General features: G+C 57.4%; 11 protein-coding genes. 5 read left to right on the top strand and 6 right to left on the bottom strand.

Annotation, left to right across the window (positions count from 1 at the left end; genetic code table 11):
• Positions 1 to 32: 32 nt before the first annotated feature.
• The 5 genes from WW58_RS10635 to WW58_RS10615 are packed head-to-tail and all read right to left on the bottom strand — an operon-like array spanning position 33 to position 6,025.
• Positions 33 to 902: a DUF58 domain-containing protein gene (locus tag WW58_RS10635; protein WP_022196986.1), complete on the bottom strand. Its 870-nt coding sequence runs from the start codon at positions 900 to 902 to the stop codon at positions 33 to 35.
• A 34-nt stretch (positions 903 to 936) separates the two neighbouring features.
• Complete coding sequence (locus WW58_RS10630; protein WP_046437528.1) at positions 937 to 2,385, bottom strand: hypothetical protein; 1,449 nt, start codon at positions 2,383 to 2,385, stop codon at positions 937 to 939.
• Positions 2,382 to 3,389: an ABC transporter ATP-binding protein gene (locus tag WW58_RS10625; RefSeq protein ID WP_046437525.1), complete on the bottom strand. Its 1,008-nt coding sequence runs from the start codon at positions 3,387 to 3,389 to the stop codon at positions 2,382 to 2,384. Before WW58_RS10625 ends, WW58_RS10630 begins: the two co-directional genes overlap by 4 nt.
• A gap of 2 nt (positions 3,390 to 3,391) precedes the next feature.
• On the bottom strand, positions 3,392 to 4,975 hold the full coding sequence (locus WW58_RS10620; protein ID WP_046437523.1) for a hypothetical protein: 1,584 nt from the start codon (positions 4,973 to 4,975) through the stop codon (positions 3,392 to 3,394).
• A gap of 24 nt (positions 4,976 to 4,999) precedes the next feature.
• On the bottom strand, positions 5,000 to 6,025 hold the full coding sequence (locus WW58_RS10615) for an AAA family ATPase (RefSeq protein WP_012420210.1): 1,026 nt from the start codon (positions 6,023 to 6,025) through the stop codon (positions 5,000 to 5,002).
• 233 nt (positions 6,026 to 6,258) lie between these two features.
• Between WW58_RS10615 and WW58_RS10610 the strand changes: the two genes are divergently transcribed.
• From WW58_RS10610 to WW58_RS10595, 3 genes are all read left to right on the top strand, one after another.
• A complete protein-coding gene (locus WW58_RS10610; RefSeq protein ID WP_046437585.1) occupies positions 6,259 to 7,443 on the top strand; it encodes a DUF418 domain-containing protein in 1,185 nt (394 codons plus the stop codon).
• A gap of 385 nt (positions 7,444 to 7,828) precedes the next feature.
• Complete coding sequence (locus tag WW58_RS10600) at positions 7,829 to 8,815, top strand: hypothetical protein (RefSeq protein ID WP_046437519.1); 987 nt, start codon at positions 7,829 to 7,831, stop codon at positions 8,813 to 8,815.
• Positions 8,816 to 8,893: 78 nt separating this feature from the next.
• Positions 8,894 to 9,577 (top strand): hypothetical protein, encoded by a 684-nt coding sequence (locus tag WW58_RS10595; RefSeq protein ID WP_046437517.1) that lies wholly within the window; start codon positions 8,894 to 8,896, stop codon positions 9,575 to 9,577.
• Between the two features lie 37 nt (positions 9,578 to 9,614).
• Here WW58_RS10595 and WW58_RS10590 read toward each other — a convergent pair whose 3' ends face one another.
• Positions 9,615 to 10,667 carry an SPFH domain-containing protein gene (locus WW58_RS10590; protein WP_046437515.1) on the bottom strand — a complete coding sequence of 351 codons (1,053 nt, stop codon included), beginning with the start codon at positions 10,665 to 10,667 and terminating at the stop codon, positions 9,615 to 9,617.
• Positions 10,668 to 10,927: 260 nt separating this feature from the next.
• On the opposite strand from WW58_RS10590, the gene WW58_RS10585 reads away from it, so the two are divergent.
• A complete protein-coding gene (locus WW58_RS10585; protein WP_046437513.1) occupies positions 10,928 to 11,797 on the top strand; it encodes a TIGR01777 family oxidoreductase in 870 nt (289 codons plus the stop codon).
• The gene (locus WW58_RS10580) at positions 11,794 to 12,303 is read left to right on the top strand and encodes a lipocalin family protein (protein WP_046437511.1); all 510 of its coding nucleotides are present in this window, start codon (positions 11,794 to 11,796) and stop codon (positions 12,301 to 12,303) included. The genes WW58_RS10585 and WW58_RS10580 overlap by 4 nt, the downstream gene beginning before the upstream one ends.
• The last annotated feature ends 200 nt before the right edge of the window (positions 12,304 to 12,503 follow it).

Raw genomic sequence — 12,503 nt, 5'->3', positions numbered from 1 at the left:
TTGGGGGGGAGAGTAAAGGGTGCGGGTGCGGTTCAGGAGAGTTCCACGGCCCCCTGCCGTAATGCTTCTCCGGACAGGGCTTCCGTCAGCGTCCCCTTGCAGGGGACGCGGGCAAGAACGGTCTGGCGGCGCAGGCAGGCAGAAATCCAGAGTTCAAAATGGGCGGCGTAGGCGCGGGCGTACCTCCGGGACAGGGAAGGGGTGATGAGCTGGCGGCGCAGGTGGCCGGATTCACAGTTTTTGAGTCTGGCGTTGCCGGCGGGGAGTTCCGCTTCTTCCTGCAGCGTGGGGGCCAGGATGACGGACATCCCTTTTAAGGAGGCCATGGTTTCCAGAAGGTTGTCCGGTTCCCCCGGGTAGAGCAGGTCGGAGATGAAGATTTTCATTCCATTGGGGCGCCAGATGGAAATGGAGGGCATGGATTCATCCGGGGGAAGGCTCTGGAGCTGCGCTTCCCATTGGCCGGAGAGAACATCTTCCTGGTCCAGGGGGATGATACGGCGCCCTTTCACCGCATGAATCTTCACCTGGGCTCCCGTTCCGATGGCGGAGAGCAGGCAAAATTGAAGCAGGCCCCGCGTGCGTGCCGCGCGCTCTTCGTGAAAAAACATGGATTCGGAAACATCTACCGCCACGTCTACCTGCGGTGACAGTTCCGCCCGGAAGACTTTCATGGTGAGCTGGCCGGTTCTGGCGTACGCCGCCCAATGGATATCCCGCGGGTCATCCCCCCACTGGTAGGAGCGGCTTCCCTGAAAGTCGATGGAGTTGCCTGCTCCCGTTCCCTCCCAATGGCCCTGTGTTCCTTTCCAGGCGCAGCAGGAAAAGGGCAGGCGGAGACGGCGCGCCGCCTGTTCGGCGTCCGGCTGGATCACCTGGCTGGGGAAGGGGAAAGAAGTCATGGGGATGGGGGAGAGGCAAAACGGAGGGCAAGAACTATTCCCGTTCCCTGCGGGAATTTCCCGGTTTCTGGAGAGGTTCGGGGGATGCGTTCCGGAATATGTCAATCCAGTGTTTGCTGGTGAGAGCCAGAACCGCTATTCCGGCAGCCAGGTCCATCAGGCTGAACAGGGAAAATTTGCTGAAAGCCGGCAATGTTTCTTGTCTCAAAAGTTCAGATAAATACCCTCCGGGGAGAAGGGGGACGGACAGATTCACGCCCCACAGCACGTTTTGCACCAGGCAGAGGATGAGGCAGATCATGGTGTACGTCAGCAGGGTATTGTTTTTCAGTTTTTCCCAGAACGGTTTCAGAAGCATGGCCGGCATGGTGATGGCGTACCAGCCGCCTGCTGCGAGGCAAAAGAGCCGTTGAGGGGACTGGAATTCGGGGATGGATGCCATGCGGTCTATCAGATACACGGCGATAGCCGCCAGGGCGCAGAGCAACAGGGTGAACAGGACGCTCCCCGGCATGCCGGGGAGGAACAGCAGCTGCTGGAGCTTGGAGAATCTTTTGTTTTTCATTTGCTCCATGTGAATGGGAAGAAGGCGGGCAGGCGTGTTCAGGTTGATAATCATCAGGGAAATTCCGTAAACCATGACAAAAATGGAATTTCCGGTCATGATGTTTTGAATGGAGCCGCTTGCGTTTTCCAGAAAGGGGAGGGGGAGGATGGAGGCTGCGAAAAAAGCCAGCAGAAGCTTCCGCAGGGGGGCGGCCGTGTTTTGTGCGGCAGGGGAGAACCATTCCCTTGCCAGCAGAAGCAGGGATGAGATGACCAGGAAGGCGTCCGCCAGGACGAGGAATATCAGGAGAACGCCTTCTCCCGCTCCATCCCGGAAAAAATCCAGATTCTCATGGCTGCCTCCCAGGGTCAATATACCGATGCCCATGAGGGAGAAAGCGATGATGCGCATCAGGGAGGGCATGGCGGACGCCCACAGGGTATATGCGGTCAGCATGCCGGAGCCCAGGTAAAGGAGGAAAAACAGGGTTACATCCTGTACCAGGTTAATTTCCCCGTAGTAATACCGGATGAGAAAGAAGGGCAGGGAGATAAAGGCAATCAGCAGGGATTGGGCCATGAAGGATATCCATTTTCCCAGCACGATGCGGCCTGCGCTCTGCCTGGTGAGCAGCAGCAGTTCGTTGTTTCGGGTGAGCAGTTCGTTCCTGATGGAGGTGGAGGCCCTCAGCGGCATGATGAAGAGCAGGGCGACGACCATGGTAACCCAGAAGATGATCTGGCATCCGTCGGGGCTGATGAAGGGCTCCCCATCAAGAGGATTGATGATGAAGCTGAACAGGAAGAAAAAGGAGAGCAGGGAGGGCACTATGCTGACCAGGAGGATGAATGACGGCGTTCTGAGACCCTGGCGCAATTCCTTGACCAGAGCGGAGGGCATCCATATGGGGAAATCAAGAGAGCGGGAGGTATTCATGAGGCGGGGATGGATGGGCTTTCCTGGGAAGAGGCGGGATTCTGCCGCGGGGCCGGTTCCCCGCTGCCGTGGATAAGGATGTCCACAAAAGCTTCTTCCAGACGGCGTTCGCTGCGGTGGAAATCAATTACGGGGAGGTCGAGGCAGAGCTGGCGGAGTTCCGCAGCCACAGCTTCCGGTTCGCAGGAGACGAAGGCGGCCACTACTTTCTGTTGCTGTACATGGCGCACGTTCCATCCCCGGCGGAGGGCCAGCCATTCCTCCAGTGAGGCGGTGTTGTCTCCGGCGGTGCGGATTTCAAAGGCGTATCCGGATTCCGTCTGGCGGTGCAGCAGGTCTTCCATATTGCCGTCATGGATGACGGTTCCTGCATTCATGAAGATGAGGGCGTCGCACATTTCCCCCAGTTCCGAGAGAATATGGGAGCTGATGAGCAGCGTTTTTCCGCGCGCTTTGAGAAGATGCACCAGATTTTTAAATTCAAGGCGCGCTTTAGGGTCCAATCCTGCCGCCGGTTCATCCAGAATGAGGAATTGCGCGTCGCTGATCAGCGTGCGCGCCAGGCAGAGCCGCTGCGTCTGCCCTCTTGAAAGTTTGTCAATCATCTGGTTCTGGAGGCCGGCCAGTTCCGTGAAGTCCATCACTTCGTCCACGGCGTCCAGTAAACGTTCCCTGCCCATGCCGCAGGCCCTGGCGAAAAAATCCAGATATTCCCGGACGCTGGTGTTTTTATAGGGGTGGAAATAGTCCGGCATCCATCCGATGCGGGAACGTGCCAGTTCAGGATGATTCACAACATCGGCCCCGTTGAGCCTGATGTGGCCGGAGTCAGGCATTTCCAGCGTGGCCAGCATGCGCATGAGGGTGGTTTTGCCGGCTCCGTTGGAGCCAATCAGGCCGACGACCTGGCCCTGGCGGATGACGAAGGAGGCATTGTTGACGGCTTTCAGCGGACCGAATGATTTGGACAGTCCGGAAACTTCCAGCAGTAGGGGCGTACTCATGGTTATTCGTGCGGCTGGGGAGTGACGGGGCCGGAGACGGTGACGGAGGTTTTTTCCCAGTTAATGGAAGGCAGGGTGGGGATGGGGCCCAGTTCCCCGCCTGCCGGTTCCATGGATGCCCGGAAGTGCAGCGGGGGAGGGCCATCCGGTTCTTCTTCCGGCAGGAACGGGGATGCCTTCATTTTACGGCCGGGAGGCAGTTGTTCAAGAGTCCAGTATTTTCCGGAGGCGTCCCGGTAGGTGAGTCCGTTCAGGGTTCCGGGAAAGGTGCTTTGGAATACGGGCGCCCCGCCGGGGCTCGTCTCCAGCAGAGTGAGCGCCGCCCGTGTGGAAACCGGCATGATGATCCGGTGCTGGAGCGTGGAGCGGCTGGTGAACCATTTTCCCCCGCATTCTTCCCCTTGCCGCGACGCGCCTTCTATGGGTTTTTCCTTAATGGAGCCGCGCGCCTTGCTCATGCGTGCTCCGGTGATGCCGGCGTTTTCCGGCAATTGAAATGTATTGTTCAGCAGGACGGAGGTCTTGCAAATCTGGTTTTGGGAGATCAGGGCGGAGTGGTCCTGCGGATTAACCTGGATAAGAACTTCCCGGCTGCCCGTCCCTCCCGTGCCGTCTCCGGCCAGAATCAGGAGCAGCAGAAGAAGGGAAAATCCCACGGAAATGGCCGGGATCAGCAGGAACAGCCTTTGCCTTTTGCCTGCGGGAGCCCACAGGAACAGGCTCAGCGGGCCGACAAGCACGGCAAAGATGATCAGCCCCAGCCCCAGCGTGGTGGATGGGGCTGAGAAATAATAGGGAGCGGCGGAGGTAATCTCCGGGTAACAGTTTCCCTTTTCGTGGAGGTTGATGAATTCCTCCAGTTTCAGCTTTTTTTCTTCTTCCGGCAGGCCGTCCAGGGTCGGAACGTGCAGAATGCGCCCGTTTCCCTGCAACCGGGTGGAAACGGAAAGCCCCTTGTCACCGATGAGCCACAGGTTTCCCCCTCCCGTCACCCATTGGCGGATGGCTTTGCGGTGGGCTTCGTCAAAATGGGTACGGTAGGTTTTTTCCGGGATGATGAGGCAGGTTTGCCCCTCGTACATCCGGTAGTCGGCTGGCCATTTCATCAGGTCGCAGGAGGAAACGGCCGCGTTATAGGAAGATTCGGAAAGCAGGTGCCAGTCCGCCGGAGCGCCTTCCTGGATAACCGCGACAATTTTCCTGTGCTCCGTATCCGTGGGAATGAGGGAAGCTCCTTCATGGTTTTCCTTCACTTCGTAGACGAGATTGTAGGAGAGGGGAGGGTAAACGACTGCATGAACGCTTTCCCGGGCCGGAATGAAGAACGGATAAGTATGGCTGGTTCTCCTGTTTCCGTTCCACCCTTCATGGAATTGAAGAGTGGCTTTTCTGTCCGAGCCGGTGGTGTTTTCCAGTTTCACCCGGAGAGGGACGCGGGCGCCGTTCGCGCTGTAGTCAAATGCTTTCTCCACGGAAACGGCGATGGGGGGAGCGGTGGCCGGTTTTGCGTGGAGCGGGAGAATATTGAATGCCGAAAGAAGGAAGAGGCTGAAGAACAGCCATGAACGGGAGAGAGGGCGGCGCATGGGGGAAGGGCTGAGGAGGTGTGGTCAATGAATTTTTGCGGCGGCCAGGGAATCCGGCAGGGGCTTGTTCTGGGCAGGGATTTCCCTGACCAGGCGGTTGATGACTGCGGCGGGTGTCTGTCCGTCCAGACGGGCTGTGTGGTTGAGCAGGATGCGGTGCTCCAGCACGGGATGAATAACGGCCTGCACATCCTCAAAGGAGCAGAAAGCGCGCCCGTGGCGCAAAGCTCGGGCTTTGGCGGCAGCCGCCAGGCCCAGGGCCGCCCGGGGGCTGGCCCCGTATTTAACGCCTCCGGAGGCTTCCGATTCTCCGGGATGCGTAGCGTTGACCAGCCTGCCTATATAGTCCGCCACCACTTCGGGAATGGCTACATTCCGGGCCATTTGCATGAGTTCCTGCAATTCCTGCGCGTTCAAAACCGGGGATATTTCAGGTTCCACGCCCATTTCCCGGTTGAGGACAATGCGGGCCAGCACATCCGCCGGTGTGCGGTTGACGTTGATTTTGAAAAGGAAGCGGTCCAGCTGCGCTTCCGGCAGGGGAAAGGTTCCTTCCAGTTCAATGGGGTTCTGGGTGGCAAGCACGAAAAAGGGGGAGGGGAGGGCATGGGTCTCTCCCATGACGGTGACGCGGCGTTCCTGCATGGCTTCCAGCAGGGCGGACTGGGTCTTGGGGGAGGCGCGGTTGATTTCATCCGCCAGCATGATGTTGGCGAAGACGGGCCCTTCCTGGAAGATGAAGTTTTTTGTTCCGTCCCTTTCCTGAAGAACCGGGGTTCCCGTGATGTCTCCCGGCAGTAGATCGGGTGTGAACTGGACGCGGCGCGCTGTGATATCCAGTGCCCTGGAGAGGCCTTTGACCAGTTCCGTCTTGCCCAGGCCGGGCAGGCCCTCCAGCAGGATATGCCCGCGAGCCAGTACGCCAATGAGAACCAGTTCAATGAGATCCTTTTGACCGAACAGGACCTGGTTCATGGCGGCAGCCAGAGCACGGAGCTTTTGCATGGCGCAGCCAAGTTCTTCCTGAGAGAGGATAGGGGGGGTATTCATGGGAAACTGCCGGATTTCCGCGGCTTTTGGGAAAAAGACCGGGCATTTGTTAGATTTCTTCATGAACTTATGCCATGCATCCAGAGGGGCTGCAAGCGGAAAGATAGAGGGACCTGTTAATTTTCAGCAATATGAAGAGAAAATACCCTGCGGGGTTTGAGTGGTAAATGGAATTGCCGCAATATATGTTCCATCTGTTGAAAAAAGAAGGCTTCCTGGCATGTATTATTGTCATGCCTTCCGTATATCCCCCCGGCAACGAACGCATTTACGTGGTGGACGCTCTGCGCGGCTTTGCCGTAATGGCGATCATGCTGCTGCATTTTCTTGAACATTTCATCTATAATTCCTATCCCGTGGCTTCTTCCCCAATGATGGAAGCGGCCAACCAGCAGTTTAAGGAGGTCTTTTTTTTCCTGTTTGCCGGCAAGTCCTACACCATTTTCGCCCTTCTGTTCGGATTCACTTTTGCGGTCCAGTACCGTAACCAGGCCCGGAAGGGAAGGGATTTTGCGGGCAGGTTTGTCTGGCGCATGTGCCTGCTGGCGGTGTTCGCCTGCATGAATGCAGCGTTTTTCCCGGGCGGTGATGTTCTGCTGACTTTTTCACTTGCAGGTTTGTTGCTGGTGCCGTGCCGCCGGTTGAAGACATCCTCGCTGGTGGCTTTGTCCCTGTTTTTCCTGGCCCAGCCGCTGGAGTGGGCCTATGCGGCGGTGCAGTGGATGCATCCGGGCTGGGTTCCTCCCTCCCTGTCTGTTGCGGAATCGTACGCTTCCCTGAAATCCGCCGTGGATACGGGAAATTTCTGGGTGATGGCCTGGGAGAACCTGACTACAGGACAATGGGCCAGCCTGGCATGGGGTATTGAAGCCGGGCGTTTGATGCAGGCCCCGGGCCTGTTCCTGCTGGGGTTTGTTCTGGGGCGCCAGGATTTCTTTTTGCAGAATGACGGAACGGCTGTGTTCTGGACCCGCGGACTGCTATTTTCCCTGGCCGGGGCCTGTGCATTTTACGTGGTGATGTGCCTGCCGGGGCTGCCGGGGCCTGTGCATACCGTGTTTAGCATGTGGCACAATGTTTGCTTTACCGGCGTATGGGTGGCCGGGTTCGTTCTGTTGTACCGGCTGGAATATTTCAGGAAAGCGACGGCTCCGCTGCTGACCTACGGGCGCATGAGCCTGACCAACTATGTTTCCCAGTCCGTGATCGGCTCCCTGATTTTTTTCCCGTATGCACTGGGGCTGGCTCCCTACTGCGGGTATCTGGCCAGTTTTGCGGTCGGCTTTGCCGCCATGACCGGACAGATATGGTTCTGCCGCTGGTGGCTGGAGCGGCACCGCTACGGGGTGCTGGAAGGATTGTGGCACCGGGCGACATGGCTGGCCGCCGGGAAGGTTTCCGCTCCGGAACACCGGTAAGAAACGGGGGCCGGCGCAATGATGTTTCCCGATACTTGCGGGACGCTTTTTAGCGTCTTCTGCCAAAGCCGGTGATTTATCCGGACGGAGGATGCATCCGGTTCCGCAAGGGGCATTTTGGAGAGGAGACATGGAACAGGGGGCAGAGGCAGGAGGAAAAGGGATGAACGTTTCATGGCGGCGGGAGACATGAAAGCGCGGTATTTTTTGAAGAATGGCTTTCCGGGAGATTTTTCCCACAGGGAACGGTCTGTTTTCCTGGGGATGGCGTGCCGCGCCCTCTCCGGTCCGTGTTCCGGCGGCTTTTCCGACGGACTGATGCAGGAGGGGATTCCGTACCAGATGGCGCTTTTCTTTAAAGGGGAGATGTAGTATGGCATGGTGTATGGAAAGGAGGACGGGCATAGGCGGTTTTTTCGGGCTGGAATTGCCGGAGTACGGCAATTTCCCGCAATGGCATCCCGGCAGGAGTGTAGCCGTGAATTCCGGCAGACGCGCTTTGGAATATATCCTGCGCCGCCTGGGGGATGTGCGCTGTGTCCGTGTTCCCCTGTATACATGCCGGACGGTGGTGGAAACGATGGAACGGCTTGGCATTCCCGTGATTACTTACCGCATTGACGAACGCCTGGAACCGGAGGAACTGCCGGAATTGGAAAAGGGGGAATACCTTTTGTACACCAATTACTTCGGAATCAAAGAGAAATGCGTGGACCGTCTGGCTTCCCGGTATGGCGGCAGCCTGATTGTGGACAATGCGCTGGCCCTGTATTCTCCGGCCCGTTCCGGAGTGGCCTCCTTGTACAGTCCGCGTAAGTTTTCCGGTCTTCCTGACGGGGGGATCGCCGTGATGGATGCGGAGCGGTCCTTGCCGGAACCGGAGGAGCGGGACGAATCCCTGCCTGCCGCCGCTTTTTTGCTGGAATGCCTGGAGCATGGGCAGGAAAGGGCTTCCGCCGCCTGTGAACGGAATGAACGGCGCTTGCGGAATACCCCGCTGCGAAGGGTTTCCCGGCTGACGGAGCGACTGATGAGCGGCATTGATTATGAACAGGCGCGGCTGCTCCGCATGAATCATTTCCTTTTTCTTCATGAAAGGCTGGGCCATTTGAACCGTCTTTCCGTGGAGGCGGATTCCTTGTCCGCTCCGTGTTATTATCCGTTTTGGACAGCTTTTCCCGAGCTGAGGAACGTGCTGATTGATAAGCGCGTTCTGATTCCTCTCCTGTGGCCGGAGGTATTGGAACAGGCCCCTGCCAGCAGCCTGGAACGGAAACTGGCGCTGCATCTTCTGCCGCTTCCTGTGGACCAGCGCTGCGGGCCGCAGGACATGGAACGCATCGCCCGGATTGTGGAGGCATTCTATTCCTGAAGAGAAGGGAGGATTATTTTGTTAGACAGTTGGATAAGACGTTGACGATACGTGAATGAATGTTCTAACATTTTTGGTGTGTCCGACTACCTTTCCTCTCTGGGCTATCCTTTCCGTGGAAGGCCCATGGTTTTTGTCTTTTCCGTCATGATGGTATGGGGCATGTTCCTGGCGGCCCGGGATGTTCTCATCGGATGGATTGCCGCCTTTTGTTTTCTGCTGCCTTTCATGTGCGCCTTTTTCATGAAAATGGTGAGGCAGTCCGCCATGGGAGAAGAGGATATCTGCCCCTTTCCTGAACTGGATGAATGGCTTGACTCCCTCATGCTGCCTTTTGTCCGGCTGGTGGTGTGCATCATCGTTTCCTTCCTGCCTTTCGCCGTGTATGTGCATACTGCGGCCTGGGCGGCGGATACTCCCCTGGCGTGGCTGTTCCTGGCGGCGGGTGTGATTTACTTTCCCGGCGTATTCATGAGAACCTCCGTTCGGGAACGTTTTTCCGGTCTTTCTCCCGTGGGCTGGTGGGGGCTGGTCAGAAGGGCTCCCTTTTCCTATGCCGGGTTGCTTGGCGCCATATGCGCCGGGGGATGGATCATCCTGAACCTTCCTTCAGGGCCTTTGATGGATTTCGCCATGGTGCCCGTGAAGCTGTATGTCGCCTGCGTGTTGATGAATATGTGCGGACTGTTCATGCTCAAGCATGAATTTGCTGGGGAGGAAGAGGACGGCAGCTTTTCCCCTTCCGGGCCTGCGGCCTCGTGATGCTGCCGCCTTTCCGGCGGGCCGGGAACAGGTGAGTTTATTTGGCGGGTTCCTTGTCCAGGTTCAGGATACCCAGTACAGACATGTTGCCTTCCGCATCTTTTCCGGAGGGGAGATAGACCTTCGCATTGTTCAGCATGTTTTCAAAGGCCTTGGCGCGGAGCATGTTCGGTCCCATGGCCTTTTCCTTCAATGCCAGTCCTTCCGCTTCCGCCCGGGCTGCTTCCAGGGCTGCTTCCGCCTGGGCCTTGCCCCGCATGACAATGACTTTGGCCTCCGCTTCTCCCCGGGCCAGGTTAGCGTTTGCTTCCTGGCGCGCTATTTCCATTTTCATGGCGCCTTCCGCCTCCCCGCGTGCACGCTGGATAGCGATGTCTTTCCGGGCGATTTGAAGTTCCGTTTCCTTGCGTTCGTTTTCCTGAGTCGTCTGAACTTTTCTGACGACGGATTCAATGATGGCCTGCGGGGGATTTGTTTCCCCCACGGCTACGGAATCCACAATAAAGGGGGTGCCGTCCAGCCGCTTGCTTAACTGCGTGTAAACGTTGTCGGAAATTTTTTGCAGGCTGCCGGAGGCGTCCAGGGCATTGTACTGGCTTAATTCCGCCCGCACGGCTGTACGGAAAGGCTGCTGAATGAAATTTTTGTAGGCAAAGAGCATGATTTCGTCCGCCACTTCGTCATCATTGCGGCCGGAGCTTTGGGCGATGCCTCCGTAATCTTCCATGAATTCCTTGACCCGGGACGGGTCCAGCCGGTAAACCAGAGAAGCTTTGCAGGAAATGGGGAGCTTGTCCTTGCCCAGGATAGCCCCTCCATTGCGGGCGTCGAATTCTTCCACCGTGGTATCCGGAGTGATGGAAACCTTGCTGACTTCCTTTCTCCACGCCCATCCCGTGGAGGACGGCCCGATCAGGATGCCTTCAAACCTGTTCTGTCCGAAAATGGGTTTGGAATAGACATATCCGGCAAAGCCGGACAATACGCGCTTGTTGCTGAAATTCTGGAAGGCAAAAATGGCGGCGCCCGCAGCGACGAAGATGACGGCGGGAATGAGCAGGGAGAAGACGGTTTTGGGAGATTTATTCATGACAGGGCAGCGGTTGTGACGGTATCCAACATAAGATGAGGCTGGTGAAAATCAAGTTATCTTTTCCTGTGCGGCCGGGAAAAGTGTTCCACTGAAAAAATTCTTTCCGGAAGAGGGAATGCGGCAAAGTATGTCCTCTTCTGAACACAGGGGAGTGCCGGAAATGTCTTATCCGGCAAAGGCTGCCTGTTCCGTGGGGGAGATTCCGGCGAGGTGCCGGACCTCCGCCCCGGAGGCGGGCCTCCATTTGGGTTAAGGTGATGAATGTAGCCATTACGGGATCCGGAGGATTTATAGGGAGTCATTTGTCCAAGCGTCTTGAGATGTTCGGGCATCGGGTGACGCCCTTGCGGCGCTATCTATTTGCCCAGGAGGGCGTGGATTGCCTGGCGCAGGCCCTGGCGGGATGCCATGCCGTCATCAATCTGGCCGGAGCGCCCATCGACCGGCGCTGGACGGATGCCTACAAGAGGGAGCTGGTGGAGAGCCGCATCATGACCACCCGCAAGCTGGTGGAAGCGGTCAACAGGCTGCATGAACCGCCGGGAGTGATGATTTCCGCCTCTGCTGTCGGGTACTATGGCTCGTCCGGCGGCTGTCATGGGGAACTGGACGCTCCGGAAGCGGATTCCTTTCTGGCGGAATTGTGCGTGGCCTGGGAAAAGGAGGCCGGGCTGGTGAACAGCTCCGTGCGGCTGGTCCTTACCCGGTTTGGCGTAGTCCTTTCTCCGGATGGAGGGGCGCTCCCCGAGATGATGCGGCCGGCCCGGTTCGGCGTTACGGCAACCGCAGGAAATCCGGATCATCTTTTTTCCTGGGTGGCTTTGGAAGATCTGGCGGATGCCCTGGTCTTCATTATGGGCAGGCAGTATATTTCCGGCCCGGTCAATGTAACGGCGCCGGAGCGCACCACCAACCGGGAATTCTACAGGGCAGCCGCGGAACATTTCCACACCCGTCTGTCCATCCGTGTTCCGGACGCCGTTCTGCGGTTGCTGATGGGAGAAGCTTCCCAGGTGATTACCGGCGGCCAGTGCGCCGTTCCGGAGACGCTGATGAGGGAAGGGTTTACGTTCCAATATCCGGATATCCGCACTTTTTTTAACAAAGCATTTTCTGTCAAATCATGAGCATGATACAGACCATCGTTACTTCCCTGTTTCACGGTCATTCCGTCAAAACCGATCCCATGCCGGATTTCAATCTGGAACGTTATCTGGGGGAATGGCACGAAATAGCCCGTCTGGAAAACTGGTTCGAGCGCGGGCTCAGCAGGGTTCTTGCCCGGTATGACCGCAGGGAGGACGGTTCCATTTCCGTGGTTAACAGCGGTTATGACGTTCGTACCGGGGAACGGAAGGAGGCGCGTGCACGGGCGGTGGCGGGGGATGCCCCCAATCATTTGAAAGTGTACTTTGTACCACTGGTATACGGCCGGTATGAAGTGGCTTTCCTGGATGAAAATTACACCCGCGCCGTAGTTTCCGGCGGTTCCCTGAATTATCTGTGGCTGCTTGCCCGCTCGCCGCAGTTGAAGGATGACGAGCTTCAGCCGATGCTTCATTGCGCGGAAAAACTGGGGTATGATACTTCCCGGTTGATTTACGCCAATGTCCAGGCCTCTCCGGACAAATGACATGGGGCGGGCTTGAAGAAGCGGTGTGCCGTGAATATGGGATATTTTTGAAATGGGGAATGTGGAAAAGGTGGCTTTTCTCCTGCCAGGAAAAAATTTTTGGGCATGGGCCGGGCGTTCCTTTCCAGTGTTCCGCCGTGCGGGAATGTCATGCTTTTGAATTCTCCGGTGTGGTTCTTCTTCCTGCATGGCTCCGGTCC

The sequence above is a fragment of the Akkermansia sp. UNK.MGS-1 genome, from assembly GCF_000980515.1.
In the GTDB taxonomy this organism is placed as follows: domain Bacteria; phylum Verrucomicrobiota; class Verrucomicrobiia; order Verrucomicrobiales; family Akkermansiaceae; genus Akkermansia; species Akkermansia muciniphila.
The sequence above is the reverse complement of the archived record's forward strand: the minus strand, read 5'-3'. Positions and strand labels throughout refer to the sequence as shown.